This is a genomic window from Amycolatopsis sp. cmx-8-4 (genome assembly GCF_046548675.1).
Taxonomy (GTDB): domain Bacteria; phylum Actinomycetota; class Actinomycetes; order Mycobacteriales; family Pseudonocardiaceae; genus Amycolatopsis.
In genome coordinates this window covers 411,246-437,758 of the sequence record NZ_JAEBDZ010000007.1, presented here as the reverse complement: position 1 = coordinate 437,758, position 26,513 = coordinate 411,246, and the positions used below count along the sequence as shown (strand labels likewise).

Below are 26,513 nucleotides of genomic sequence, written 5' to 3'. Positions count from 1 at the left end.
CCCGTGTACGAAAAAGATGGCGAAAAGTATTTCGTAGTTGACGCCCACACCCATTTCTGGGACGCCAGCCCGGACAACTGGGTCAAGGGGCAGGAGGAATACGCCAAGGGGTGGATCGAGTGCTTCCACGCCTACCAGGGCCTCGGCCCGAAGGAGACGCACTGGCCGATCGACCGCTTCCAGAAGTACTCGGAAGAGCTGATGATGCACGACCTGTTCGAGGTCGGGCACGTCGACACGGCCATCTTCCAGCCGACCAACCTGCGGCAGTGGTACAAGAACGGGTTCAACACGACCGAGGCCGACGGCGCGATGGCCGAACGGCACCCGGGCCAGTTCCTGGTGAACACGACCTTCGACCCGCGTGAAGGCGACGAAGGCATGAAGGCGTTCGAGGAACGCGTCAAGCGCTACGGCTGCAAGGGCGTCAAGCTCTACACGGCCGAGTGGCGCGGGGACTCCCGCGGCTGGAGCCTGAAGGACCCGGAAGCGGCGAAGTACCTCGAGAAGTGCGAGGAACTGGGCGTCAAGAACGTCCACATCCACAAGGGTCCGACGATCTGGCCGCTGGACAAGGACGCCTTCGACGTGTCCGATGTGGACCACGTGGCGACCAACTTCCAGGGCCTCAACTTCATCGTCGAGCACGTCGGCCTGCCGCGCATCGAGGACTTCTGCTTCATGGCCACCCAAGAGCGGAACGTCTACGCGGGGCTGGCTGTCGTCATCGGCGGCCTGATGCACGCCCGGCCGAAGTTCTTCGCGAAGGTCATGGGCGAGCTGATGTTCTGGATCGGCGAGGACAAGCTGATCTTCGGCGCGGACTACGCCATCTGGGAACCGAAGTGGCAGGTCGAGGGCTTCGTCGACTGGAACATGCCGCCCGACGACGAGCTGTCGGACTTCGCGCCGCTGACGGTCGACCAGAAGCGGAAGATCCTCGGGCTCAACGCGGCCCGGCTGTACGGCATCGACGTGCCGGAGGAACTGCGGATCAAGGACCCGGAGAACGTCGAGCCCGTCGGTGTGCCGAACTCATGACGGCACTCGACGATCGGGGTGTGCGGGCCGGCCACGCCGAGGTGTGGTCGGCCCTGGGCACCGTCCGGGATCCCGAACTGGACGAACCCCTCACCGACCTGGGTTTCGTGGCCCGCTGCGAGGTGAGCGCGGCGGGCCACGCCGTCATCCGGCTGCGGCTGCCGACCTACTTCTGCGCGCCCAACTTCGCGTTCCTGATGGTCGCGGACACCTACGACGCCGTCGCCGGGGTGCCCGGCCTGACCGGGCTCGACATCCGGCTCGACGACCACTTCGCCTCCGACGTCATCAACCGCGGGGTGGCGGCCCGGCAGGGGTTCGTCGCGTCGTTCGAGGGCGAGGCCGTCGACGAGCTCGACACGCTGCGCTACGACTTCGTGCGCAAGGCCGTGCTGGCCGGCACCGACCGGGTCTGCCGGACCCTGTCGGGCACCGGGCTGAACCCGGCGGAGCTGACGCTCGGCGAGGTCCCGCCCGGACCGGACCTCGACCGGCTGCGGGCCCGCCGCCGCGAGCTCGGCCTGCCCGCCGGCGACGGCGACCCGTTGCTGCTCGACCCGGCGACCGGCCGGCGGGTCGAGCCGGGCGACGCCCAGCGGCACCTGGCCTTCGCCCGGTTGACCCGCACGAGCATGGAGGCCAACTCCGGCGTCTGCCGGGGCATGCTGCGGGCCCGGTATTCGCTGACCGCAGAAGAGGAGGGCACGGGATGAAGGCCGTGCGGCTGCAGAAGTACCACCAGCAACCGGTGATCGAAGAGGTACCGGAGCCGCGCGCCACCGGGCCCTTCGACGTCGTGGTGAAGATCGGCGGCGCCGGCGTGTGCCGCACCGATCTGCACATCATCGAGGAGCAGTGGGCCGAGAAGTCCGGCGTCGCGCTGCCCTACACGATCGGGCACGAGAACGCGGGCTGGGTGCACGAGGTCGGCCCGGCCGTGACCAACGTGGAAGTCGGCGACACCGTCATCCTGCACCCGACGCCGACGTGCGGGCTCTGCCACGCCTGCCGCGCGGGCGACGACATGCACTGCCCGAACGGGAGCTTCCCGGGCATCGACAGCGACGGCGGCATGGCCGAGTACCTGCTGACGTCGGCGCGGGCGTGCATCAAGCTCGACCCGGCGACGCAGCCCTCGGACGTCGCGGCGCTGGCCGACGCGGGCATCACCGCCTACCACGCGGTGCGCAAGGCCGTCCCGCTGCTGTACCCGGGCACCACCTGCGTCGTCAACGGCGCCGGCGGCCTCGGGCACATCGGCATCCAGTCGCTGAAGGCGCTGACCGCGACCCGCGTGGTCGTGGTCGACCGCAACGCCGACGCGCTGGAGCTGGCGGCCACCCTGGGCGCCGACGAGACGGTGCTGGGCGACGGCAAGCAGGTCGACGCCGTGCTCGACCTGACCGGCGGCAACGGCGCGGAGGTCGTGCTCGACTTCGTCGCCGAGCAGGGTGCCCAGCAGGACGCGTTCGCGATGACCCGGCGCGCCGGGTCGCACTTCGTCATCGGCTACGGCAGCAACATCGACATCCCGACCATCGACATCATCTCCACCGAGCGCAACGTCATCGGCAACCTGGTCGGCACGTACAACGACCTGGTGGAGCTGATGGTCCTCGCGCAGGCCGGGAAGGTCACCCTCCACACGAAGAAGTACCCGCTGGACGCGGCTCTCGACGCACTGGCCGACCTCGATGCCGGACGCGTGCGCGGTCGGGCCATCCTCACACCCTAGGAGCAGGAAACATGGCGAAGGAACTTCGGTTCGGCTCGGACGCCCGCGACCTGCTTCTCGCGGGCGTCGACAAGCTGGCGGAAGCGGTCAAGTCCACCCTCGGTCCCAAGGGCCGCAACGTGATCATCGAGAAGATCACCGGTTCGCCGGTGGTCACCAACGACGGCGTCACCATCGCCCGCGAGATCCACCTGAAGAACCAGTTCGAGAACATGGGCGCGCAGCTGGTCAAGGAAGCGGCGATCAAGACCAACGACGTCGTCGGCGACGGCACCACCACGGCCACCGTGCTCGCCCAGGCGATCGTCCACGAAGGGATGCGGGCGATCACCGCCGGCGGCAACCCGGTGCTCGTCAAGCGCGGCATCGACCACGCCGTCGGGTTGCTGGTGGCCTACCTGGAGAAGCAGGCGCACCCGGTGGTGTCCGAAGCGGACTACGCGCGGGTCGCGGCGATCTCGGCGAACGACGACGACACGGTCGGCGCCGTCATCGCGAAGGCCCTGCACACCGTCGGCGACGGCGGCGTGGTGACGGTCGAAGAGTCGCCGATGATCGGGATGAGCGTCGACTTCGTCGAGGGCTTCGAGTTCGACAACGGCTACCTCTCGCCGTACCTGGTCACTGACCCGGGCCGGCTGGAAGCGGTGCTCGACGACCCGTACATCCTGATGTCCGCGGAGAAGATCACCAAGGTGCAGCAGCTGATGCCGTTGCTGGACAAGGTGATGCGGGCCCCGCGGCCCCTGGTGATCATCGCCGAGTCGATCGAGGGCACGGCGCTGTCCATGCTGGTGCACAACCACGTGAACGGCACGTTCCAGTCGGTGGCCGTCCGCGCGCCGGGGTTCGGCGACCGGCGGCTGCACAAGCTGGAGGACCTCGCCGCGATCGTCGGCGGCGCGGTGCTCTCGCGGACGTCCGGCTTCAGCATGGAGACGATGACGCTGGAGCACCTCGGCCGGGCCAAGCAGGTCCGGGTCACCGCGAACACCACCACGATCGTCGGTGGCGGCGGTACCTCCGACGCCGTCGAGTTCCGGGTCGGGCAGCTGCGGGCGGAGCTGGAGCGCGCGCAGTTCGGCATCGACGAGGACGTGCTGACCGAGCGGATCGGCGCGCTGACCGGCAAGGTCGCGGTCGTGCGCGTCGGGGCGGCGACCCCGGCCGAGCTCAAGGAACTGCAGCACCGGGTCGAGGACGCGCTGTCCGCGACGCGGGCGGCGATGGCCGAGGGCATCGTGGCCGGCGGGGGAGCGGCGCTCCTGCACGCCGAGAAGGCCCTGGAAGGCCTGGGGCTGGAAGGCGACCAGGCGATCGGGGTCGAGATCGTCCGCCGCGCCCTGGCGGAACCGGCGTTCCTCATCGCCCACAACGCCGGGCACCCGGCGCACGAGATCGTCGCGCGCACCCGGGAGCTCGGTTCGGACGAGGGCTTCGACGCCCTGAACGACCAGTTCGGCGACATGATCGCCCTGGGCGTCGTCGACCCGCTGCGGGTGTGCCGCTCGGCGATCCAGAACGGCGCTTCGGTGGCCGGGCTGCTGCTGACGACGAACTCGCTGATCGCCGAGGAGCAGACGCCGTGGGGCGGCAGCGCGGCGCTGATGACCGAGTTCGGCCCGCTGGACGAGGGCCTGCACCAGCCCTCGCCCGACGCGAGCACGCCGCAGTCCCTCGGGATGGGCCCCTCCGTCGGCTGATCTCGGGCCTGCGGAGTGTTGGGGGTCTCCCCGTCGGTGTCCTGAGCGCCGGCGGGGGACCTTCGCGTCGTGCGGGGCGCGCCGGATGCTGTCACCCTGGTGATCATGACGCATTACACGCTCGTCCAGACCCTCGCGACGGTCCAGGAGTTCGAGGCGAAGGGCTTCCTCGGCACGGTGGGCAAGATCGCCGCGGCGACGGTCATCTTCTTCATCGTGATCGGCCTGATCGTGGGCTTGCTGCTGGGGTTCTTCATCGGCCGCTCGGTGGGCCGCAGGCAGGGCCCGCGCTGAGCCTCAGGCCGACGCCGTGTCGTCCCTTCGATCACGGGTGATGGCTCTCCAATCACGGGTGATGGCTCTCCAATCACGAGTGATGCCCCTTGAATCACGGGAGATGTCCGGCTGAGCACGAGCCCGCAGCGGGGCGGCCAGCCCGAGGCGCGGTCCCGGAATGGCCACCACGGCGCCCGGAATGGCCAACATGGCGCCCGGAATGGCCAACATGGCGACGGGAGTGGCCAACATGGCGACGGGAGTGGCCAACATGGCGACGGGAGTGGCCAACACGGCGACGGGAGTGGCCAACACGGCTGTGGTGAGCCTCAGGTGACCAGGCCGTGTCGCGCGAGTTCGTGGCCGGCCAGGACCGCGATGACGTCCTTGTCCCGGGCGCGCCAGCCGGTCGCGATCTCGCCGGACTTCGCGAGGCGGCGCAGGGGTTGGGTGGTCAACGCCCGCAGCGCCAGCAGGTCCAGGCCCTCGTCGCCGAGCGCGCGCAGCTGGGCGGCCGCGGAGGCGCGGCGGGCGAAGTGCCAGCGCATCGGGAGCCACGTCGCGAGCAGCGTCAGCACCGGCAGGGCGATGATGATCGCCGCCATCCACCACGCCAGGTTCTCGACGGCTTCGATCTGCCAGCGGCCGGCGTCGGCGAACTGGGTGCCGACGTTCGAACCGCCGTGCAGCGCCTTGGCGAGCGCGTCGCCGATGAGCGGGATGCCGTCGGCGGAGTTCGCGGCCGAGTCGAACGTCCCGGTCAGCCCGGTGCCGGCACTGACGAGCCCGTCACCCGGCGCCCGCAGCTTCATGACCTCGTCGTACACCGTCGTTCCCAGCCACACCGCGAAGACGACGAGCAGCAACGCCAGCAGGTCGCTGACGAGCTGGGCGGTACGGCGGATCGGCCGTTCGGCGTAGAGCTGCATCGGGGACGCCTTTCGCGGTGGGGGAGCGCGGCCACGGCAACGTACCCGCGCACCCCCGGAGCGAACCGCGGGCCTAACGCCGGACGACCTCCGCGAGCCCGGTCAACGCCTGCGGCAACGGCTCCCGGTGCAGCACGCCGAGCCGTTGCGTCGCCCGGGTGAGCGCGACGTAGAGGTCGGCCGCGCTGTCGGCGAGGATCTTCGCCGGCTCCACGACCAGGACGGCGTCGAACTCCAGGCCCTTGGTCTCCGACGCCGGCACCGTGCCCGGGACCCCCGGCGGCCCGATGACGACGCTGGTGCCTTCGCGGCCGGCTTCGTCCCGGGCGAACTGTTCGATCACCGTGGCCAGTTCGTCGTCGGTGACCTGCCTCGACCACGGCCGGACGCCGCACGCGCGGACCGACTCCGGGGGCCGAACGCCGGGGGCGAAGTCCGCGAGCACCGCGGCGGCGACCTCCATGATCTCCGCCGGGGTGCGGTAGTTCACCGTCAGCGAACGGTAGACCCAGCGGCCCGGCACGTACGGCGCCAGCACCGCGTCCCACGACCGCGCCCCGGCCGCCGAGCGGCGCTGCGCGAGGTCGCCGACGACCGTGAACGACCGGCCCGGGCAGCGCCGCATCAGCACTCGCCAGTCCATTTCGGACAGTTCCTGGGCTTCGTCCACGACGACGTGGCGGTAGGTCCAGTCCCGGTCCGCCGACGCCCGCTCGACGAGGCTGCGCGTGTCCACCTCGACGAACCGGTCGGCCAGGTCCTCGGCGAACAGCAGGTTCTCGGCGGACAGCATGACGTCCTCGTCCATCTCCTCACGATCGAGCTTCATCGTCTCGAAGACGCCTTCGGCGTACTCGGCCTCGGCCTTCCGCTCCCGGGCCACGACCGCGGCAGCCGCCTTCTCGGCCGTCTTGTCGCGGCCCAGCAGGTCGACCAGCTCGTCGAGCAGCGGCACGTCCGACACCGTCCAGGCGTCGCCCCGGGCCCGGAACAGCGCCGAGCCGGCCGGGGCGGTCTCGTACAGCCGCGCCAGCAGCGTTTCCGGCGTCAGGACCGGCCAGAGCCGCTCCAGCGCGGCGGTGAACTTCTCGTCGGCCGCCAGCTCGGCGATCAGGTCCTTCCGCAGCGCCTCCCACTCCGCTTTGTCGTCACGGGACAGCCAGCCGCGGCCGATCCGGCCCATCGCCCGCTCGGTCAGCACGTATGTGACGATCTCCGTGAACACCGCGCGGGCCTCGTTGTGCGGCTGCCCGCTGTCGCGCGCTTCCTGCCGGGCCCACTCCGCCGTCTCGGCGTCGATCCGGACCGTGACGTCCCGCAGTTCGATGGGCAGCGGCTCTTCCGGCAGCCGCTGCCGATCGGCGACGGCGGCCGCGAGGACGTCGAGGATCTTCAGGGATCCCTTGAGCCGCACGGCTTCCGGCGTGTCCTCGGCAGTGACGTCCAGGCCGGGCACAAAACCGCCGGTGGTCGTGAACACGACGTCGGTCTCGCCCAGCGACGGCAGGACGCGGCCGATGTGGCTCAGGAACGCCGGGTTGGGCCCGACGACGAGCGCGCCGTGGCGTTCCATCCGCTCCCGCTGGGTGTAGAGCAGGTACGCGACGCGGTGCAGGGCGACCACCGTCTTCCCGGTGCCAGGGCCACCTTCGATCACCAGCACGCCCGGGTGGTCGAGCCGGATGATCTCGTCCTGTTCGGCCTGGATCGTCGCGACGATGTCGCGCATCCCCTCGCCGCGCGGCGCGTTGATCGCCGCGAGCAGCGCCGCGTCCCCCTCGTCGCCCTCGGCCGGCCGCCCGAGCACCTCGTCGGTGTACCCGAGCACGTGCCGCCCGCGCGTGCGGAACTGGCGGCGCCGGCGCATGTCCTCCGGGTTCGCGCCGGTGGCCGTGTAGAACGCGCGCGCCGCCGGCGCCCGCCAGTCGAGCAGCACCGGCCGGTAGTCGTCCTCCTCGTCGAACAGGCCGATCCGGCCGATGTAGGAGCGCTCGCCCGCGACGGCGTCCATCCGGCCGAAGCACAGCCCGTTGTCCACCACCTCCAGCCGCTTCGTCTCCCGGCCCAGCGCGCGCACGCCGACGTCGCGCTCCATGGCGCCGAGGCCCTTCCCGCCCAGCGCCGCGTCGTACTCGCCCTTCACCCGCGCGCGCTCGGCGTCGAGCCGCGTGTAGAGATCGGCCACGTACGCGCGTTCGGACCGCAGTTCTTCTTCGTACCCTTGTGCAGCCACATTCCCTCTTCGATCGGAAACTTCCCCGGCGGTCAGGCCGCGGGCCCGCCGAACCACTTCCGCAACGCGCCGGGCAGCGCCGCCGCGTCCTCCCCGGCCCAGACCACGTGCCCGTCCGGGCGCAGCAGCACCGCGGGCACGTCCAGCTCCTCGCTGACGTCGACGACGTGGTCGACCCGGTCTTCCCAGCCCGTGGCGGAAAGCCCGCCGGTCTGGTCGAGCAGCAGCCCGCGACCTTCGTGCATCAGGTCGTAGAGCCGCCCGCTCTTCAGCTGCACGTCGCGCAGGCGCCGGCCGAGCAGGTCGGGCCCGTCGCCGAAGTCGTAGCGGATGTCGACGGCGATGAGCTGCTCGGTCAGGTAGCGGCTCACGTCCTCGAAGTCCATCAGCTTCGTCAGGAGCTGACGCACGGCCTGGGGGCCGGGCTCCAGCGACGTCAGCTGCATCTGCGCGCGGGTGTTGACCAGCACCTGGGCGGCGACCGGGTGCCGCTCGGCCTCGTAGCTGTCCAGCAGGTCCGCCGGCGCCCAGCCGTCGACCTCGGCGGCCAGCTTCCAGCCGAGGTTGAACGCGTCCTGGAGGCCGAGGTTGAGGCCCTGCCCGCCCATCGGCGGGTGGATGTGCGCGGCGTCGCCGGCCAGCAGGACCCGGCCGACCCGGTACCGCTCGGCCTGCCGGGTGGCGTCGCCGAAGCGGGAGAGCCAGCGCGGCGAGTGCACCCCGAAGTCGGTACCGGCGGTGGACCGCAGCTGTCGCTTGAACTCCTCGAAGTCCGGTGGCGTCGAGCGGTCTTCGGCGACGCTGTCGGCGGGGACGACGAGGCGGTACAGGCCGTCCCCGATGGGCCCGACCCCGAACCGCTTCTGGGTCTTGCGGACTTCGGTCATCACGGCGGTCAGCGTCTCGGGGTCCTCGGTCAGCTCCATCTCGCCCAGCAGCGTGTCGACCCGGGTGGGCTCGCCGGGGAAGCCGACGCCGAGCAGCTTGCGCACCGTGCTGCGGCCGCCGTCGCAGCCGACGACGTAGCGCGCCCGCAGCTGCGTGCCGTCGGCCAGGTCGACGGTCACGCCGTGGTCGTCCTGGGCCAGTCCGGTCACTTCGGTGCCACGCCGGATCTCGACGTCCAGTTCGCCGGCGTGCTCGGTCAGCAGGCGTTCGGTCACGGGCTGCAGGATGCTGAGGACGTACGGGTGCGAGGTGTCCAGGTGGGCGGGCTGCGGCTTGCTGATGCCGGCGAAGAACCCGTTGAGCGGGTACTTCTTGCCGGCCGTGAGGAACCGCTCCAGCAGCCCGCGCTGGTCCAGCACCTCGATGGTGCGCGCGTGGATGCCGAGCGCGCGCACGACGGGCGAGGGCTGCGGCTCCTTCTCCAGCACGAGCACGTCCACGCCCTGCAGCCGCAGTTCGCTGGCCAGCATGACGCCGGTCGGTCCGCCGCCGGCCACGATCACGTCGAGCACAAAATCCCCTGTCCGTTCGAAGAAAGTCCTGGTCAGTACAGCGCCGGGGAACGTCCCCGGCACGAAGATCACCGGTGGTTCACACGGTCGTGGGCCTCGCGGCCCGTGCGAAGAGCAGGTCGGCGGCCACCGCCGTCCCGTCGGCGCGGATCGTGACGGCTTGTGCGCGGGCCCGGGTTTCGGGCGCCAGCGCGATCCCGAGCGCGGCCGACAGGGATTCGACGGTCGGCGCCGGGCCATCGTGCGCCACCCCGATGCCCAGGGCGGCGACCCGGCTCGCCCAGTACGGCTGGTCCGTCGCCTGCGGGACCACGACCTGGGGCACGCCGGCCCGGGCGGCCGTCGTGGTGGTGCCCGCGCCGCCGTGGTGCACGACGGCGGCGCACCGGCCGAACAGCGCCTGGTGGTTGACCTCGCCGAGCACGAAGCAGTCGTCCAGGTCGTCGGCCAGGCCCAGGTCGGCCCAGCCCTGGAGCACGAGGACCCGGCGCCCGTGCGCACGGACGGCATCGACGGCGACCTGCGCGACGTCCGCCGCCGCGTGCATGGGCATGCTGCCGAAGCCGACGTAGACCGGCGGCGGGCCCGCGGCCAGGAACGCCGCCAGCTCGGCCGGGAGCGCACGGTCGTCCGGCACGACCCACGCGCCGGTCTGCACGACGTCGAGGTCCGTGGCCCGCCACGGGTCCAGGACCGGGTCCGTCGCCAGCCACGGCCGCGCGCCGACGACGTAGTCCCGGACGTGGTCCACCGGCGGCAGGCCGTGCGCCACCCGGCTGGTGTTGAGCGCCGCCCCGAACAGCGCGTTCACGCTCTCGGCGTCCAGGTCCCACAACGCCCGGTTGCCGGTCAACCCGGCCGGGTGGGGCCGGCCCGCGTACGCCAGCGGCGCGTGGTGCGGGGACGGCAGCGTGGAGCTCTGGAAGGCCACGAACACCGAGCGGACGCCCAGCAGCTCGGCGATGGACAGCGCGCCGGCCGCGGTCGGCAGCATCCCGGTCGCCACCAGGACGTCGCAGCCCTCGGCGGCTTCGGTCACCACGTCGAACTGGGCGGCGATCAGCTGCGCCGCCCGCTCGGGCAGCGACGACGGCGCCGGCGCCGCCTGGGTCAGCTCCTTCGCCGACGGCCCGACCGGCACGTACGCCACGTCGACGTCGGCCAGCCGGCGCGCGAAATCCTCGTCGGCGGGTGCGCACACCCGCACCTCCGCGCCGCGGGCGCGCAGCGTCAGCGCGAGCCCCACCAGCGGTTCGACGTCCCCTCGTGACCCGTACGTCGACAACAACACACGCACTCGCAAACCCCCGTTTGTGGTCGAATCCAGCCACAGATCCCGGCTGAGGCCGATGATTCTGCGGCACGACCTGGGTCTTGCGGCAAGCCCCGGGGTGCGGTATACGTTAGTAGTGGAAGGGAGTGGTTACTCCTCCTTCCGGTCTCGCGGGTATCTCCGCAGCTCCAGCTTGTCTCCCTCCGCGGTCGTTCGTCGAGAGCCGTTCGCGCGAACCTGATCTATGACGGCCGTCATAGTGTGGGCTCGGGTGGTTTCGTGCTCTCATGGCACTATGACAGCTGTCATAAAAATCCGAGAGCTGGGCGATCGTCCGGCGGACCGGGAGTGCGTGGCCGCGCTGGTCGCGGCCTGTTCGCCGGGCAGTCTCCGGCGGCGCTTCATGATGGGCGGCCCGGCCGAGCCGGGCGAGATCTTCCGGCGCTACCACCGGTTCCTGCTCGCCGGCCCGCCCGGCGGCGTCGCGCTGCTGGCGACGTCCGGCGGGATTCCGGTGGGGCTGCTCAACTTCGTCGCGGAGACCCCCGGGGCGGCCGAGCTCGGCATCCTGGTCGCCGACGCGTGGCAGCGGCAGGGGGTCGGGAGTGCGCTGAGCCGCTGGCCGCAGGCGTCCGGGCGGTGGCCGGGGTGGACGGTGCGGGCGACCGTGCAGGCCGGGAACGCCGGCGCCGAGACGCTGCTGCTGCGGCAGGGCTTCCGCCCGGTGCCCGCTTACGAACGCGGCGAGCGCGACTTCGCGCTGGTCGTGCCCGGCTGGGCTACCATGACGAGTGTCATGAAGGAGGCCGTCGATGACGAGGACACCACGCGAGCGGATCGTGCTGAGCGCCGCGCAGCTGGTGCGGATCCAGGGCGTCGGGGCGACGGGTATGCGGGACGTGGTCGCGCACGCCGAGGCGCCGCGGGGGTCCCTGCAGCACTACTTCCCGGGCGGTAAGGACCAGCTGATGGCCGAAGCCGTCGCCTGGGCGGGCGGGTACGCCGCCCGCCGCGTCGCCCGGATCGCGGCCAAGCTCGAGGACCCGACGCCGGGCAAGCTGTTCGCGGCCATGGCCGCCCAGTGGCGCGACGAGTTCACCGCGACGGGCTTCGACGCGGGCTGCCCCCTGGTCGCGACGGTCGCCGACGCGGCGGCGACGAGCGAAAGCCTGCGCGACGCCGTCGGCAAGGCTTTCGACGGCTGGCAACGACCTTTGGCCGAGACGCTGTCGCAGTTCGGCGTCCCCACGGCTCGTAGCGCGTCCCTGGCGGTGCTCATGCTGAGCACATTGGAGGGCGCGATCGTCCTGGCGCGGGCACACCAGGACGTCGCCCCACTGGACACGGTGGTGGAGGAACTGCGGCCCCTGCTCGACGGCGCAGTGTCCACTGTGGACTAAAGCTCGCGGAAGAACTCGCGGATGTCTTGCACCAGCAGCTCCGGCGCCTGCAGGGATGCGAAGTGGCCGCCGGTGTCGTGCTCCGTCCAGCGGGTGATGTTGTTGGACAGTGCGGCCAGGCCGCGGATCGCGTGGTCGCCGCGGAAGTTCGCCACCGCCGTCGGCACGCCTGATGGCTGCGGGCGCTCGCCCCAGCCGTCCTGGCCCGCCTCCAGGTAGAGGCGCGCGGCCGAACCCGCGGTGCCGGTGAGCCAGAAGGTCGTGACGCTCGTCAGGATCGCGTCGCGTGACACCGGCGTCTGCCGTGTTGCCGTCGGGTCCCAGTCGACGAACCACTCGAGGTTCCACGCGAGCTGGCCGGCAGGGGAGTCGTTGAGCGCGTAGGCCAGCGTTTGCGGCCGGGTCGCCATCTGTGTGGCGTAGCCGGAATGCGCGTACCACCAGACTTGGTTCTCCTGGGCCCGCTTGCGGTCCTCTTCGGACAGTCGGTCGAGGTCGCCGGGCGCGGTCGGGACACCGGCGTTGGCGACGGCGTTGACGTGCACGCCGAGCACCGCCTCCGGAGCCGTCCGGCCGAGTTCGGGGGAGACGATGCTGCCGAAGTCACCGCCCTGGGCGCCGTAACGCTCGTACCCCAGCCGCCGCATCAGCTCGGCCCACGCCCGCGCGATGCGGCGGGTGTTCCAGCCCGGCTCGGTCGTCGGCCCGGAGAACCCGAAGCCGGGCACCGACGGCGCGACGACGTGGAACGCGTCGGCCGGGTCGGCGCCGTGGGCGCGCGGGTCGGTGAGCGGGCCGAGGACGTCCAGGAAGTCGGCCACCGTGCTCGGCCAGCCGTGGGTGAGGATCAGCGGCGTCGCGTCCGGCTCGGGCGAGCGGACGTGCAAGAAGTGCACCCGCTGGCCGTCGATCGTGGTCGTGAATTGCGGGAACGCGTTGAGCTGGGCCTCCTGCGCGCGCCAGTCGAAGCTCGTCTGCCAGTACTCCACCAGCTCGGCCAGGTAGGGCTCGCTGACGCCGTAGGCCCAGCCGGCGCCGGGCAGCTCGCCGGGCCAGCGGGTGCGGGCGAGCCGGTGGTGCAGCTCGTCCAGGTCGGCCTGCGGGACGTCGATGCGGAAGGGTTCCATGGCTGTAGCGTTCCGCGCGTGTAGGACAGGATCGGTCCTAGTCGTCTGGCATTCTCGGACGCATGCGGGAAACCCCTGGCCGGCTGCTCCGGTTGCTGTCGCTGCTGCAGATGCACCGGGACTGGTCCGGCACCGAGCTGGCGCAGCGCCTGAGCGTGACGACGCGGACGGTCCGCCGCGACGTCGACCGCCTGCGCGAGCTGGGCTACCCGGTGCACGCGGCGATGGGCCCGGTCGGCGGCTACCGCCTCGGCGCGGGTGCCGAGCTGCCGCCGCTGCTGCTGGACGACGACGAGGCCGTCGCGGTCGCGGTCGGCCTGCACGGCGCCACGTCCGGCGGCGTCGCCGGGCTGGAGGAGGCGTCGCTGCGGGCGCTGAACAAGCTGGAGCAGGTGCTGCCGTCCCGGTTGCGGCACCGCGTCTCGGCGTTCGACGAGGCTTCGGTCGCGCTCCCGGTGCGCGGCCCGGTGGTCGAGGCGGCCGTGCTGACCGCCGTGTCGGCGGCGATCCGCGCGGCGGAGACGCTCCGCTTCGACTACGTCAGCCACGACGGCACCGAGTCCCGCCGCGACGTCGAGCCGCACCGGCTCGTCTCGTGGGGACGCCGCTGGTACCTGGTCGGCTGGGACACCGGCCGCGCGGCCTGGCGCACCTTCCGCGCCGACCGGCTGACCCTGCACACCCCGAACGGCCCGCGCTTCACCCACCGCGAGCCCCCGGACGGCGACCTCACGGCGTACCTGACCCGCACGATGGGCCGCGAGCTGTGGCCCTACCGCGCCCGGCTTGTCGTGGCGGCTCCAGCCGAAGAAATCCGCGGCCGGGTCGACGGCGACGTCACGCCGATCGACGACCGGAGCTGCCGGCTGGAGCTGGCTTCGGACTCCTTCGACCTCATCGCGTTCGTGGTGTCCACCTTGGACGTCCCGTTCAAGGTGGAGTCACCACCCGAGCTGGTCGAACGCCTGCGGACGCTGTCGGCGCGCTACGCCGACGCCGTCACACCAGGCTAGGCACCCGCTCCGCCTCCAGCGGCGGTCCCGGCGGTGTGCCGTCCCCGAACGGGTGGCCGCCCAGGTGCTCCCGGCCGTGCGGGGTGAGGAAGCCCGACAGGTCCGGGCCCAGCGGGACGATGCCGCTCGGGTTGATGTTCCGATGCACCACGTAGTAGTGCTCCTTCGTCTGCGCGAAGTCGATCGTGTCGCCGAAGCCGGGCGTCTGGAACAGGTCGCGGGTGTAGGCCCACAGCACCGGCAGCTCGGTCAGCTTCTGGCGGTTGCACTTGAAGTGGCCGTGGTAGACCGCGTCGAAGCGGACCAGCGTGGTGAACAGGCGGACGTCGGCCTCGGTGATCGTGTCGCCGACCAGGTAGCGCTGGTCCGCGAGGCGCTCGGACAGCCAGTCCAAGCGGGCGAACAGCTTGTTGTACGAATGCTCGTACGCCTCCTGCGACCGGGCGAAACCGCACTGGTACACCGCGTTGTTGACGTCGGTGAACACCTTCTGCGCCACGTCGTCGATCTCGTCGCGCAGCTTGTCCGGGTACAGCTCGGGCGCGCCGTCGCGGTGGTACGCCGTCCACTCGGTGGACATGTCCAGGGTCATCTGCGCGAAGTCGTTCGTGACGACCTGGCCGGTCGGGACGTCGACGAACGCGGGCACCGTGATGCCGCGTGGGTACTCCGGGTCGCGCTTGAAGAACGCCTCCTGCAGGCGCTCGATGCCGAGCACCGGGTCGCGCCCGCCGGGATCGAGGTCGAAGCTCCAGCTCCGCTCGTCGTGGACCGGCCCGGCCATGCCCATGGACAGCGCGGGTTCCAGGCCGAGCAGCCGCCGCACGATCACCGCGCGGTTCGCCCACGGGCACGCCCGCGCCACGACCAGCCGGTAGCGGCCGGCCTCGACCGGCCAGCCGTCGCGGCCGTCGGCGGTGATCCGGTCGGGGATGTAGTTGAGGTCGCGCTTGAACTCGCCGTCTGTCATCTGTTCCTCAGCAGTCGTCGGTCGGGGGAGTGACGTCCAGCGCCGCGGCCAGCCGGGCCAGTACCGGCCCGGCGGTCCGGATGTCTTCGACGCTCAGGTGGTCGAACACCGACGCCCGGGCGCGGGCGAGGTGGGCCGGGTAGGCCGCCTCCAGTCTGGCCAATCCGGCGTCGGTCAGCACGGCGTTGGACGCGCGGCCGTCCTCCGCGCACTTGCGCTTCTCGACCAGGCCGCGGCGGGTGAGGTCGTCGACGACCCGGCTGATCCGGCTCAGCGAAAGACCGGTGGCCGCGGCCAGCGCGGAGATGCGGAGCAGGCGGTCCGGCGCCTCGGACAGCGCGACCAGCACGCCGTAGTCGGTCATCGCGAGGCCGGTCTCGGGCAGGAACTGGTCTTCGAGCGCCCGCGGCAGCGCGGTCGTGATGCGCATCAGGGACCGCCAGAACGGGGCCTCGTCGTGGTCGAGCGCGGACTGTTCACCCATACCGGCGAGTCTAGCGAAAGCTTGCTTGCGCAACCAGTAAAAATGAGTACAGTGTCGTTGAGCCCTCAATCACTGGGGGGCGCCACCACGAGGAGAGAAGACAGCATGACCAGCGCGACCACCTACCCCCAGCTGACCGGTGAGTACACCCTGGACGCCGCCCACTCGCGGATCGGGTTCAACGCCCGGCACGCCATGGTGACCAAGGTGCGCGGCAGCTTCAACGAGTTCACCGGCACCGCCACGATCGATGGTGACGCCCCGGAGAAGTCGTCCGCCCAGGTGACCATCCAGGCGACCAGCATCGACACCCGCAACGCGGACCGCGACGGGCACCTGAAGAGCAACGACTTCCTGTCGATGGACGAGTACCCGACCATCACCTTCACCACCACCGAGATCAAGCAGACCGGTGAGACCACCTTCGACGTGACCGGTGACCTGACCGTCAAGGACGTCACCCGTTCGGTGACCATCCCGTTCTCGTTCGAGGGCTCCGCCAAGGACCCGTTCGGCAACGACCGCGTCGGCTTCGAGGGCTCCACCACGATCAGCCGCAAGGACTACGGCATCACCTGGAACGCCGCCCTCGAGACCGGTGGCGTGCTGGTGAGCGACAAGGTCACCCTCGAGTTCGAGATCTCGGCGATCAAGAACGCCTGACCCGTGCTTTGAAAGCCGTGAATGGCCCATTGAGGGACTTAGAGTCCCTCAATGGGCCATTCACGGCTTTCGGCTACCTGGGGACATTCGTCGCGCGCAGGTTCTCGATGCCGACGTCGAGCGCCGCTTCGAGGTGGTCGATGCGGCCGGTCGACAGCATCACCACCACGCCGCCCTGGATGCCGGCCAGCAGGGCGGCCGCGGTGCGTTCCGCGTCGACGTCCGGCGCCACCTCGCCCGCGTCACGCAGGTGGCGGATGCCGGCCGCGATCTCGTCCTGCCACTGGCGCAGCATCTCGCCGACCACCGCCTGCGCCCCCGGCGTGGCGCGGCCCAGCTGGGAGATCAGCACGTTCAGCGGGCAGTGCTGCCCCCGCCCGCGGTAGTGCGAGACGACCGTGTCGCGCCAGCGCCGCCACGCGGCCCACGACGTCAGCCGGCCCAGCTGCGGCTGCTGCACGGACAGCACCTGGTCCGCCTCGAACCGGGCCACGGCCAGCAGCAGCTCGTCCTTGCCGCCGGGGAAGTAGTGGAACAGCTGGCTCTTGCTGGTGCCCGTCCGCGCCCGGACGTCGTCGAGGGTCGTGACGGCGACCCCGCGCTCGCGGATCTCGGCCGCCGCGCCTTCGATGATCCGCTGCCGCGTCGCGACGCCCTTCGCGGTCAGGGGCTTCGCCTGGGTTGGACTCACGGGTCCACTTTAATCCGCTGTCGCCGTCGCGGCCAGGCGGTCACACACTGGGTCGACGAGGTGTGCACGCACCTGCGCGACACCTCGAACCGGGCCGAGCTGTGGCAGCTCCTGGCGTCGCACCTGCGGCCGGGCACGCCGGGCTTCTGGCCGGGGCGGATCTGCGAGGTGCGAGGGTGCGCGACGCGTTGTTCCGGGAGGTGCGATTCCGGGGCGGCGCGCGGTTCTCGGCCACCCGCTTCAGCAGCCACGCCGACTTCGCCGGCGCGACGGCGGGTGCGTTCCGCTTCGCCGGGGCGAGCGCTCGCACCGAGGTCCGCGCGGTCCGGACGTGGGCCCGCGGGCGTGAGCCTGGGGGAGCCGCAGCGGCCCGGGCACTGGGCCGCGGTGCGTAGGACGGGTCGGAGCCGCGCAGGGCGGCCCACCAGAAGCCGAACGCCGCGACCAGGACGGTCACCGCCAGCCAGCCCGCCACCCCGGTGCCGTCGACCAGCGCCCAGAACACGCCGACCACCGGGGCGACGGCCAGTACCGGCAGGTCGGCCCGCAGCTGGCGGCGCAGGGTGACCGGGCGACGGGCCGCCGCCGCCCGTTCCTCGTCCGGCTCGGCCGGGTTGTCGAGGCGACGGCCGCGGGGCTCGGTGGTGCGGAGGCCGCCCGCGGGGTGGAACGTCGTGCCGCCGGCGCGCACCAGCACCCGGCGGTCGCCGCTACTGCCCTTCATGAGTCATTACGCCCGTCGTCGGCGCAGCATAAGGGGAGTTGACGGTTCATTTCGCGCTCGGCAAACAATCCGATAGTTACGATCCGGCGTTGAGCGTGAGCGTCTCGTTATCTTTCGCCGGATACCCGACGTAGGTATGTTGCGCGCCTCGCGGGAGCGGGTGTATCAGGGTTTCCTGATCGGCAGCCGCGCGTTGTCGCGCAGGAACAAGGGGATGCGGTCCGCCGGGGCGGCCGCCTCGACACTCGTCCCGCCCGGGTGCCGGTCCCCGGTGACGGCGTCCGTCCACAGTCCGCCCCCGGGCAGGTACACCGGCCGGCCGGTGGCGCCGGCTTCGAGCACCGGTGCCACCAGCAGGTCCGGGCCCAGCAGGAACTGGTCGTCGGCGTCCCACGCGCCGGCGTCGGCGGGGAAGTCCACGAACAGCGGCCGCATCGGCGGCACACCCTGCTCGTGCGCCACCCGCATCTGCGCCATCAGGTAGGGCCGCAGCCGTTCCCGCAGCCGCAGCGCGTCCTCGATGGCGGCCAGCGCTTCCGGACCGTACGACCAGGCCTCGTTGGGGCCGCCGGTCATCTCCGGCCCGAACGGCGGGCGCGGGTCGCGGAAGCCGTGCAGCCGCAGCAGCGGGCAGCAGACGCCGTACTGGAACCACCGGACCAGCAGTTCCCGGTACGCCGGCGCGTCCGGGTCGCCGCCGTGGAAACCGCCGATGTCCGTGGTCCACCACGGGATCCCGGACAGCGCGACGTTCAGGCCGGCCCGCACCTGCGCCCGCAGCGACGCCCAGGTGGCCGGGACGTCACCGGACCACAGGGCGGCGCCGAAGCGCTGGCTGCCGGCCCACACCGAGCGGCTGAGCAGCACGACCTCGTCGTCGCCCTCGCCGCGGATGCCGTCGTGGAACGCCTGCGCGTGGACCTGCGGGTAGAGGTTGACGACCTCCGAGCCGGGCCCGGCGTGGAAGGCGAGGTTGTGCGGGTGGCCGGGCCGGATCTCCGGCTCGTCCCCGTCCAGCCACCACGCGCGCACGCCCAGGTCGTAGTAGTTCTCCTTGACCTTCTCCCACAGGAACCACCGGGCCGCCGGGTTCGTCGGGTCGTAGAACGCCACCGGCAGCTCGACGTCGAAGCCCTTGTCCTTCCACGGCGCGTGGGCCGCGACCCCGCTCTCGGTGGCGACGAGCAGGCCGTTCTCGTGCATCTCGGAGTGGTTCTCCGACAGCGGGCTGACCGACGGCCAGACCGACACCATCAGCTTGACGCCGAGGGTTTCCAGCTCCCGCACCAGCCCGGCCGGGTCGGGCCACTCGGCCGGGTCGAACCTCCAGTCGCCGAGGTGCGTCCAGTGGAAGAAGTCCGCGACGATCACCGACAGGGGCAGGCCGCGGTCGTGGTACTCGCGGGCCACGGCCAGCAGCTCGTCCTGGGTGCGGTAGCGCAGCTTCGACTGCCAGAACCCGGCCGCCCACGCCGGCAGCATCGGCGCGTGCCCGGTGGCGTCGGCGTAGTGGCCGAGGATCTGCCGCGGGCCCTCGCCGGTGGTGACCCAGTAGTCGAGCTGGCGGGCGTCGTCGGCGACCCAGCGGGTGCCGTTGCCGGCCAGTTCGACCCGGCCGGCGGCGGGGCTGTTCCAGAGGAACCCGTAGCCGCGGCTGGACAGCAGGAACGGCACCGACACCTCGCCGTTGCGCTGCACCAGGTCCAGGACCAGGCCCTTCTGGTCGAGCCGGCCGTGCGGGTGCTGGCCGAGGCCGTAGAGCCGTTCGTCGTCGTAGGCGGTGAAGCGCTGTTCGAGCCGGCCGTAACCGTTGCCCGACGGCGTGAAGACCCGGGCGCCGGGCCACCAGAAGTGCGCGCGCTGCTCGGACAGCAGCTCTTCGCCGGTGTCCGTGCGGACGAACCGCAGCTGCGCGTCGGCCCCGGTGTCGGTCTCGGCGATCTCGACGAGCGCGGTGAGCGCGCCGTTCACCACCCAGGCGGACCGCCCGCCCGCGCCCGCGGTGCCGGCGGACGGCTTCGCGGGCAGGAGCGCGCCGGGGACGTCGTCGAGGATCCGGTGCCGGCCCACCCGCACGCGCAGGCTGTCGGCGCCCCACGGTTCGATGAGCAGCACCTCGTGCCGGACGCGGACTTCGAGCGAGCGGCCGTCTTCGGTCGTGGCGATCACGGGGGCCTCCTCAATCCTTGACGGCGCCGCTGGTCAGGCCGGCGACGACGTAGCGCTGGGCGACGACGAGCAGGACGGCCGCCGGGATCGCGGCGAGGACGGCGGTGGCCATGACGCCGTTCCAGTCGGCGGACTGGTTGCCGACGAACCGGTAGATGCCCACGGTGATCGGCTCGAACGTCCGCCCGGTGGTGAGGGTGACGGCGAACAGGAAGTCCGCCCAGGCGAACAGGAACGCGAACAGCCCGGCGGTGACCAGCGCGTTGCGGCTGACCGGGAGGATGATCGAGAAGAACGTCCGCCAGTAGCCGGCACCGTCCACCCGGGACGCCTCGGTCAGCTCCTTCGGCACCGAGATCATGAAGGCGCGCAACAGGAGTACCGCGAACGGGATGGTCGCGGTGGCGTCCGCCAGCACCAGCCCGGGGTAGCTGTCGATGAGCCCGAGGTTGCCGAACACCGTGTAGAGCGCGTTCGCCATCACGATGCCCGGGATCAGCTGCACGATGAGCAGCACGAACACCAGCACCGGCCCGCCGCGGACCTTCAGCTGCGCCAGCGCGTACGCCGCGGGTGCCGCCACCACCAGCGACACGGCCACGGTGCCGAGCGCGACGACGACGCTGGAGACGAGGTTCGGTCCCTGCGTCGCGAGGGCCTTGCGGTAGCCGTCGAGCGTGCCGCCGGCCGGGAAGAACGCCGGGTCCGGCCGCAGGAGCGCGCCGCTGGGCTGCAGGGACGCGTTGAGCATCCAGTACAGCGGGAACAGCAGCACCGCGACGATCACCACGCCGGCCGCGGTCTTCACGCCGCAGCCTCGGCCAGGGTCGCTTTCGCCGAGCGCAGGTAGAGCAGGCCGAACGCGGTCGCCACCAGGATCAGCAGGTTGCCGACGGCGGCGCCCTGCCCGAACGCGAAGTCGTGGAAGGACAGCCGGTAGGACCACGTGGTGAGCGTCTGGGTCGCGTCGGCCGGTCCGCCGCCGGTGACGACCATGATGACGTCGAACACCTTGATCGTGTAGACCAGCCCGAGCATCAGCACGATCCCGGTGACCGGGCGCAGCAGCGGCCAGGTGACGTACCGGAACCGCTGCCACGCGCCGGCGCCGTCGAGCGCGGCGGCTTCGTGCAGCGACGCCGGGATCGCGCGCAGCCCGCCGTGCAGGATCACCAGGTTGAACGGGATGCCGATCCAGATGTTGGTGAGGATCACCGCGGGCAGCGCCCAGGTCGTGCTGCTCAGCCACGGCACCGCGCCGACGCCGATCAGCCGCAGCCCGGCGTTGAGCACGCCGTGGTCCTGGTCGAACATCCACCGCCACACCGCGCCGCTGACCACGAGCGGCAGCAGCCAGGGCAGCAGGAGCAGCGACCGCAGCAGCGCGCTGCCGAGGAACCGGCCGGCGAAGAACACGGCCAGCGCGAGGCCGACGCCGAACTGGAAGACGAGCGAGCCGGCCGTGAACAGGACCGTGTCGAGCACCGCCGTCGAGAAGAGCGGGGCGGTCAGCACGGCGGCGTAGTTGGCCAGGCCGACGAAGGGCGCTTCGCCGGTGTAGAACGACTTGACCGTGTAGTCCTGCGTGCTCATCACCAGGTTCGCGACCAGCGGGTACCCGAAGAACACCACGACGTAGGCCACGGCGGGCAGCAGGAACGCCCACGCGGTCAACGGGCTTTCCCGCCGCGGTCTTCGCCGGGCCGCGAGCGTCACGACCCGGCCGCCTGCTGCGCGGTCTTCAGCGCCTGGTCGGCGGGCAGCTTCCCGGTCAGCGACGCCTGGATCGCGTCGGCCAGCGCCTGCGAGACCTTCGGGTACTTCTCGCCGAGCTCGGCGGTGCGGGAGCGGGCCGAGCCGACCTCGTCGACGAACGCCCGCATCTCCGGCTGCTCCGCGCCGAACTTCGCGGCCACGGCCGTCTTCGACGGGACATAGGCGTGGGCCTTGCTCCACTGCAGCATGGCCGGCTCGGCGACGATGCAGGTCAGCACCTTCCCGGCGGCCTGCTGGGTCGGGCCGCCGGTCACCGGCACCGCGCCGGCCTCGCCGCCGAGGGCGACCACCGGCTTGGTGCCCGCCGTCGGCACCGGGATCGGCACGACGCCGTAGTGCAGCGACTTCTCGCCGTCGAGCCGGGCGAGGTTCCACGAGCCGTTGACCATCATCGCCGCGTTGCCCGCCACGAACTGGTCGGCGACGTCGTTCTGGTTCCACGTCACCACGGACTTCGACGCCGTCCCGCTCGTCACGAGGCCGGTGACGTAGGCCAGCGCCTGCGTGCTCCGCGGCGAGTCCAGCTGGGACAGTTCGGCGCCGTTGCTCCAGAAGAATGGGAGGAACTGCCAGGTGCCCTCCTCCGACGGGATCGCGGAGAAGGCGAGGCCGTACTTGCCGTCCTTGGTCAGCTTCGCCGCCGCGGTCTTCAGGTCGTCCCAGGTGGACGGAGGCCGCACGCCGGCCGCGGCGAGGAGGTCCTTGTTGTAGATCAGCGCCAGGCCGTTGACGCCGGGCGCGACGCCGTAGATCTTGCCCTGGTAGGTGCCGGCCTTGACGATGCCCGGGTAGTAGCCGTCCGCGGAGATGCCGTAGTCGGCCAGCGGGGTCAGCGCGCCGGTGGCGGCGACCTGCTGCACCGTCGGGTTGTCCGTGAAGAGCAGATCCGGCAGCGTCTTCGAGCTCGCGCCCTGCAGGATCTTCGGCAGCATCTGCGCGGTCGGCACCGTCTGCCGCTCGATCCTGATCCCGGTCTGCGCGGCGCAGGCGTCGAGGACCTGCTGCCACGCCGCGGATCCCTGCTCGTCGGCGTAGTAGTCGAGCTCGGTGACCGACGTCGCGGCCGGGGCGGCCGACGGCCGCGGGGCGGGGCTGGGGCTGCAGGCGGCGAGGAGCGCGGCGCTCGCGACCAGGAAAAGGGCGCGACGGGCTACGGACATGGTGATTCTCCTTCGACGGCGGAGCAGAGCCGGGTCAGGTGCGCGGCGCGTCCGTGCTCTCGCGCCGGGTCAGCCGCGGGTCGAGCAGCCGGATCTCCGGCGTGGTGTGACCGCCGAGCCGGCGCATGGTCATCTCCACGGCCTGGGCGCCGACCTCGTCGGCCGGGATGGCCACGGAGGTCAGCGTGACCGGGTGCTGCTCGGCCATGCTGTCCGGGCAGACGGCGATCACCGAAATGTCCTGCGGGACGCGGAGACCGCGCTGCCGCAGGTGCGTGAGGAGTCCCGGCAGGACGGCTTCGTTGTGCACGACGAGGCCGGTCAGGCCGGGGTCGGCGGCGAGCAGGTCGTCCACGCAGGCGCTCACGGCTTCGTAGGAGTGCGCGCACGGCCGGTTCGTCGCACGGATACCCCGGTTCCGCGCGGTTTCGTCGAAGCCCCGCAGGAACCGCGTCGCGTAGCTGGTGCCACGCCGGTAGACGGCGGGGGAGGGGCCGATGAGCGCGACCGAGCGGTGGCCGAGGTCGGCCAGGTGCGCCACGCAGGCCGAACCGGCGGCGGTGAAGTCGAGGTCGACGCAGCTCAGCCCGGCCGGGTGGTCGGGCACGCCGATGAGCACCACCGGCAGGTCGAGCGCGATGAGCATCGGCACCCGCGGGTCGGCGGCCTCGACGTCCATCACCATCAGCGCGTCCGCGATCGCCGACGACGCGACCCGCTGCAGCGCGGCGGGTCCCTCGTCCTTGGTGAGCAGCAACAGGTCCTGGTCGTGGGCACGGGCCGCGGTGACCGCCGCGGCGACGAACTCCATCACGACGGCGACGTTGAGGTCCGTGCGCAGCGGCACGACCAGGGCCAGCACGTTCGTCTTGCTGCTCGCGAGCGCGCGGGCACCCGCGTGCGGGTGGTACCCGAGCTTGCGGATGCTTTCTTCGACCAGCCTGCGGGTCTTCGGCGAGATCGAGCGCTTGCCGCTGATCACGTACGACACCGTGCTGGGGGCCACCCCCGCGGCATTGGCGACGTCGTTGATCGTGACCACGGGCGGCCTCCTGGAGACATGGGGCAGGGGAAGAGCGAGTCGAAGCGCATCGACGATGGGACGAAGGTAGGGGAGACCCGCCCGGAACACAAGGACTATTGCCAGTCGGCCAACAATTCGATTCACCTTCGACGTGGATGTCACACGTCGAATTCGTCGAACACTCTTGATACTCGCTGTTTCAGCAGGTCGAGGCGGGGTTCTTTAGGAAATTGAGATTACCTGGGAGCGTGTCCAGGAAGACTTGACCTTGTCCGGATCGGGTGCTTATGGCGGCCGCCGATCGAATCGTTTCGACGAATCCTCAGGCGGGTCCGCCTTACCGGGAATCCGGTTTTCGGCCTACTCCCGCGTAAGGCAGGACGTTGATCGCGGGATCGTCGGACATGTCGCCGGCGCCCTCGGGGTGCCACATCGCGCAGCCGACCAGGCCCGGTTCGACCAGGTCGAAGCCGTCGAAGAAGCGCAGGACCTGGTCGTGGGTGCGCGGGAACGGCTGGTTCTGCGGGTTCTGCCGGGTGGTGTAGACCTGCACCGCCTCGTCGAGGCGGGTCGACTCGGTATCCGCCGCGACGTGCGTCAGGGCCAGGAAGCTGCCGGGCGCCAGCCGTTCGCGGTAGCGGGCGAGGATGCTCACCGGGTCCCACTCGTCGGGCACGAAGTGCAGCAGCAGCAACATGAACAGGCCGGTCGGCTGGTCCGGGTCGAGCAGCTTGCCCGCGCCCGCGAAGATCTCGTCGACGTCGCGCAGGTCCGCCTGGAGCACCGCGCAGCGGTCGTTGTCCTGCAGCAGCAGCTCGCTGTGCGCCACCGCGACCGGCTCCCGGTCGACGTAGACCACGCGGCACGACGGATCGGCCTGCTGAACGATCTCGTGCAGGTTCCCCACGGTCGGGATGCCCGCGCCGACGTCGAGGAACTGCCGGATCCCGGCGTCGACCATGTACTTCGCCGCGCGCCGCAGGAACGCGCGGTTGAGGCGTGCCGCGTCGCGGATGCCCGGCATGATCTCGAGGATCTGCTCCCCGAGCGCGCGGTCGGCGGCGAAGTTGTGGTCGCCGTCGAGCCAGAAGTCGTACACCCGCGCGGGGTTCGGCACCGTGGTGTCGACCTCCGACGGTACCCAGCCCAGTTCCCCGGTCACCTGACCTCCACCCCTCGCGGATCCGTTGCGGCATCGATGACGGCATTCGGTTGGGGGCGGAGTGTAGCCCCGCTCAGCCGTTCGTGTGGCGGCACTGCCGGTGTCCCGGTCGCCGGTCCTAGGGTGTCCCCGGTGACGAACGACCCGCGCGCCGTCCCCGGTCGCCGGCCGGTGCTCGGGCACACCGTGGCGCTGCTCCGCGATCCGTTGAAGCTCTTCACTTCCCTTCCCGCGTACGGAGACGTCGTCGAGCTGCGGCTCGGGCCGCTGCCCGTGCACGTCGTCACCACCCCCGAACTGGCCTGGCGGGTGCTGGCCACCGACGCGGACAAGTTCGACAAGGGCCTGGTCTTCGACAAGATGCGCCCGCTCTTCGGCGACGGCCTGGCCACGTCGAACGGCGAGCACAACCGCCGGCAGCGCCGGATGGTCATGCCCGCCTTCGGCCGGACGCGGATCGCGGGCTACGCCGAGAACACGATGACGGCGCTGGCCGACGAGCTGGCCGGGTCCTGGCGGCCGGGCGAGGTCGTCGAGTTCGACCAGCGGATGCAGGACCTGGTGCTGACCATCGCCGGGCAGACGCTGTTCTCGACGGCCCTCGGCGACGACGTGCTCGCCGAGATCCGCCGCTCGATCCCGGTCATGCTGAAGTACGTGCTGGTCCGCGCGTTCTCGCCGAAGTTCGTGGAGCGGCTGCCGATCCCGGCCAACCGCCGGTTCGACGCCGCCGCGGCCCGGCTGCGCGAGGTGATCGGCGCGACCGTCGTCGCCGCGCGGAAGGAGGGCGCCGACCACGGCGACCTGCTGTCGATGCTGCTGGCGGCGCGCGACGAGGACACCGGCGAGGCCATGTCCGACCGGCAGGTGCACGACGAGGTCATCACGATCCTCACCACCGGCGCCGAAACGACCGCCGTGGCGCTGGCCTGGTTCTTCCACGAGCTCGGGCAGCACCCGGACGTGGAGCGCCGGTTCCACGCGGAGGTCGACGAGGTCCTCGACGGCCGTCCCGCGCGCTTCGACGACCTGCCGGAACTGGTCTACACGCATCAGATCGTCAACGAGATCGTCCGGCGCACCCCGCCGCTGATCCTCATGCGCCGGGCCCGCGAAGACGTCGAACTCGGCGGCGTCGTCATCCGCGCGGGCAGCGAGGTCGCGGTCAGCCAGCACACGCTGCACCGGGATCCGCGCTGGTTCCCCGATCCCGGCCGGTTCGACCCCGATCGGTGGACGCCCGGACAGACCGCGGAACTGCCGAAGGGCGCGTACATCCCGTTCGGCGCCGGGGCGCGGCTGTGCCCCGGGCACGTGTTCGCGCCGACCGAGATCGGCATCGTCGCCGCGACCATCGGCGCGCGCTGGCGGCTGGTCCCGGTGCCGGGCAAGAAGGTCCACGCGCAGCTCAAGGCCACGATGCAGCCGAACCGGCTGCCGATGACGGTCGTGCCCCGGCGGACCTGACGGTGCCCGATCGGCTACCTGCTGTAGTGTTTC

At 71.4% G+C, this 26,513-nt stretch carries 25 protein-coding genes; 11 read left to right on the top strand and 14 right to left on the bottom strand.

Annotated elements, in window-relative coordinates:
• The first annotated feature begins 3 nt into the window (after positions 1-3).
• From ACLJQZ_RS18175 to ACLJQZ_RS18155, 5 genes are all read left to right on the top strand, one after another.
• Positions 4-1,041, top strand: a complete 1,038-nt coding sequence (locus ACLJQZ_RS18175; protein WP_410621156.1) for an amidohydrolase family protein — start codon at positions 4-6, stop codon at positions 1,039-1,041.
• Positions 1,038-1,754 carry an iron-sulfur cluster assembly protein gene (locus ACLJQZ_RS18170; protein WP_410621155.1) on the top strand — a complete coding sequence of 239 codons (717 nt, stop codon included), beginning with the start codon at positions 1,038-1,040 and terminating at the stop codon, positions 1,752-1,754. Before ACLJQZ_RS18175 ends, ACLJQZ_RS18170 begins: the two co-directional genes overlap by 4 nt.
• The gene (locus ACLJQZ_RS18165) at positions 1,751-2,776 is read left to right on the top strand and encodes an NAD(P)-dependent alcohol dehydrogenase (RefSeq protein ID WP_410621154.1); all 1,026 of its coding nucleotides are present in this window, start codon (positions 1,751-1,753) and stop codon (positions 2,774-2,776) included. The genes ACLJQZ_RS18170 and ACLJQZ_RS18165 overlap by 4 nt, the downstream gene beginning before the upstream one ends.
• A gap of 11 nt (positions 2,777-2,787) precedes the next feature.
• Entirely contained in the window at positions 2,788-4,479 is a 1,692-nt protein-coding gene (gene groL / locus ACLJQZ_RS18160; protein ID WP_410621153.1) for a chaperonin GroEL, read from the top strand.
• A 105-nt stretch (positions 4,480-4,584) separates the two neighbouring features.
• On the top strand, positions 4,585-4,773 hold the full coding sequence (locus tag ACLJQZ_RS18155; protein ID WP_247052559.1) for a hypothetical protein: 189 nt from the start codon (positions 4,585-4,587) through the stop codon (positions 4,771-4,773).
• A gap of 311 nt (positions 4,774-5,084) precedes the next feature.
• On the opposite strand, the gene ACLJQZ_RS18150 is transcribed toward ACLJQZ_RS18155, so the two are convergent.
• From ACLJQZ_RS18150 to ACLJQZ_RS18135, 4 genes are all read right to left on the bottom strand, one after another.
• Positions 5,085-5,684 (bottom strand): hypothetical protein, encoded by a 600-nt coding sequence (locus tag ACLJQZ_RS18150; protein WP_410621152.1) that lies wholly within the window; start codon positions 5,682-5,684, stop codon positions 5,085-5,087.
• A gap of 73 nt (positions 5,685-5,757) precedes the next feature.
• On the bottom strand, positions 5,758-7,917 hold the full coding sequence (gene helR / locus ACLJQZ_RS18145) for an RNA polymerase recycling motor ATPase HelR (RefSeq protein ID WP_410621151.1): 2,160 nt from the start codon (positions 7,915-7,917) through the stop codon (positions 5,758-5,760).
• Positions 7,918-7,949: 32 nt separating this feature from the next.
• Positions 7,950-9,377, bottom strand: coding sequence for a rifampin monooxygenase (gene rox, locus ACLJQZ_RS18140; RefSeq protein WP_410621150.1), 1,428 nt, complete (start codon positions 9,375-9,377; stop codon positions 7,950-7,952).
• A 79-nt stretch (positions 9,378-9,456) separates the two neighbouring features.
• The gene (locus ACLJQZ_RS18135; protein WP_410621149.1) at positions 9,457-10,674 is read right to left on the bottom strand and encodes a glycosyltransferase; all 1,218 of its coding nucleotides are present in this window, start codon (positions 10,672-10,674) and stop codon (positions 9,457-9,459) included.
• A gap of 379 nt (positions 10,675-11,053) precedes the next feature.
• Here ACLJQZ_RS18135 and ACLJQZ_RS18130 point away from each other — a divergent pair, with 379 nt between their 5' ends.
• Both ACLJQZ_RS18130 and ACLJQZ_RS18125 read left to right on the top strand, forming a co-directional pair.
• Complete coding sequence (locus ACLJQZ_RS18130; protein ID WP_410621148.1) at positions 11,054-11,608, top strand: GNAT family N-acetyltransferase; 555 nt, start codon at positions 11,054-11,056, stop codon at positions 11,606-11,608.
• Positions 11,550-12,050: a TetR family transcriptional regulator C-terminal domain-containing protein gene (locus ACLJQZ_RS18125; protein WP_410621197.1), complete on the top strand. Its 501-nt coding sequence runs from the start codon at positions 11,550-11,552 to the stop codon at positions 12,048-12,050. Before ACLJQZ_RS18130 ends, ACLJQZ_RS18125 begins: the two co-directional genes overlap by 59 nt.
• Here the strand turns inward: ACLJQZ_RS18125 and ACLJQZ_RS18120 are convergent.
• Complete coding sequence (locus ACLJQZ_RS18120) at positions 12,047-13,177, bottom strand: epoxide hydrolase family protein (protein WP_410621147.1); 1,131 nt, start codon at positions 13,175-13,177, stop codon at positions 12,047-12,049. The genes ACLJQZ_RS18125 and ACLJQZ_RS18120 overlap by 4 nt on opposite strands.
• Positions 13,178-13,239: 62 nt before the next feature.
• On the opposite strand from ACLJQZ_RS18120, the gene ACLJQZ_RS18115 reads away from it, so the two are divergent.
• On the top strand, positions 13,240-14,190 hold the full coding sequence (locus ACLJQZ_RS18115) for a helix-turn-helix transcriptional regulator (RefSeq protein ID WP_410621146.1): 951 nt from the start codon (positions 13,240-13,242) through the stop codon (positions 14,188-14,190).
• On the opposite strand, the gene ACLJQZ_RS18110 is transcribed toward ACLJQZ_RS18115, so the two are convergent.
• Together ACLJQZ_RS18110 and ACLJQZ_RS18105 are read right to left on the bottom strand one after the other, a co-directional pair.
• Positions 14,177-15,160 carry a glutathione S-transferase family protein gene (locus ACLJQZ_RS18110; protein WP_410621145.1) on the bottom strand — a complete coding sequence of 328 codons (984 nt, stop codon included), beginning with the start codon at positions 15,158-15,160 and terminating at the stop codon, positions 14,177-14,179. The two genes, ACLJQZ_RS18115 and ACLJQZ_RS18110, sit on opposite strands and share 14 nt — an antisense overlap.
• 7 nt (positions 15,161-15,167) lie before the next feature.
• Positions 15,168-15,644, bottom strand: coding sequence for a MarR family winged helix-turn-helix transcriptional regulator (locus tag ACLJQZ_RS18105; RefSeq protein ID WP_410621144.1), 477 nt, complete (start codon positions 15,642-15,644; stop codon positions 15,168-15,170).
• A gap of 105 nt (positions 15,645-15,749) precedes the next feature.
• Here ACLJQZ_RS18105 and ACLJQZ_RS18100 point away from each other — a divergent pair, with 105 nt between their 5' ends.
• Entirely contained in the window at positions 15,750-16,307 is a 558-nt protein-coding gene (locus tag ACLJQZ_RS18100) for a YceI family protein (RefSeq protein WP_410621143.1), read from the top strand.
• A gap of 73 nt (positions 16,308-16,380) precedes the next feature.
• On the opposite strand, the gene ACLJQZ_RS18095 is transcribed toward ACLJQZ_RS18100, so the two are convergent.
• Positions 16,381-16,998 carry a TetR/AcrR family transcriptional regulator gene (locus ACLJQZ_RS18095; protein ID WP_410621142.1) on the bottom strand — a complete coding sequence of 206 codons (618 nt, stop codon included), beginning with the start codon at positions 16,996-16,998 and terminating at the stop codon, positions 16,381-16,383.
• Positions 16,999-17,060: 62 nt separating this feature from the next.
• Between ACLJQZ_RS18095 and ACLJQZ_RS18090 the strand changes: the two genes are divergently transcribed.
• Positions 17,061-17,393 (top strand): pentapeptide repeat-containing protein, encoded by a 333-nt coding sequence (locus ACLJQZ_RS18090; protein ID WP_410621141.1) that lies wholly within the window; start codon positions 17,061-17,063, stop codon positions 17,391-17,393.
• Between the two features lie 494 nt (positions 17,394-17,887).
• Here ACLJQZ_RS18090 and ACLJQZ_RS18085 read toward each other — a convergent pair whose 3' ends face one another.
• The 6 genes from ACLJQZ_RS18085 to ACLJQZ_RS18060 all read right to left on the bottom strand — a co-directional run bounded on the left by ACLJQZ_RS18085 (position 17,888) and on the right by ACLJQZ_RS18060 (position 25,013).
• Complete coding sequence (locus tag ACLJQZ_RS18085; protein ID WP_410621140.1) at positions 17,888-19,891, bottom strand: TIM-barrel domain-containing protein; 2,004 nt, start codon at positions 19,889-19,891, stop codon at positions 17,888-17,890.
• A 10-nt stretch (positions 19,892-19,901) separates the two neighbouring features.
• A complete protein-coding gene (locus ACLJQZ_RS18080; protein ID WP_410621196.1) occupies positions 19,902-20,642 on the bottom strand; it encodes a carbohydrate ABC transporter permease in 741 nt (246 codons plus the stop codon).
• A 53-nt stretch (positions 20,643-20,695) separates the two neighbouring features.
• The gene (locus ACLJQZ_RS18075) at positions 20,696-21,607 is read right to left on the bottom strand and encodes a carbohydrate ABC transporter permease (protein WP_410621139.1); all 912 of its coding nucleotides are present in this window, start codon (positions 21,605-21,607) and stop codon (positions 20,696-20,698) included.
• Positions 21,604-22,827, bottom strand: coding sequence for an ABC transporter substrate-binding protein (locus tag ACLJQZ_RS18070; RefSeq protein WP_410621138.1), 1,224 nt, complete (start codon positions 22,825-22,827; stop codon positions 21,604-21,606). The genes ACLJQZ_RS18075 and ACLJQZ_RS18070 overlap by 4 nt, the downstream gene beginning before the upstream one ends.
• Positions 22,828-22,861: 34 nt before the next feature.
• Entirely contained in the window at positions 22,862-23,869 is a 1,008-nt protein-coding gene (locus tag ACLJQZ_RS18065; RefSeq protein WP_410621137.1) for a LacI family DNA-binding transcriptional regulator, read from the bottom strand.
• Positions 23,870-24,188: 319 nt separating this feature from the next.
• Positions 24,189-25,013, bottom strand: coding sequence for an SAM-dependent methyltransferase (locus ACLJQZ_RS18060; protein ID WP_410621136.1), 825 nt, complete (start codon positions 25,011-25,013; stop codon positions 24,189-24,191).
• 132 nt (positions 25,014-25,145) lie between these two features.
• Here ACLJQZ_RS18060 and ACLJQZ_RS18055 point away from each other — a divergent pair, with 132 nt between their 5' ends.
• Positions 25,146-26,480 carry a cytochrome P450 gene (locus ACLJQZ_RS18055; RefSeq protein ID WP_410621135.1) on the top strand — a complete coding sequence of 445 codons (1,335 nt, stop codon included), beginning with the start codon at positions 25,146-25,148 and terminating at the stop codon, positions 26,478-26,480.
• Positions 26,481-26,513: the final 33 nt, after the last annotated feature.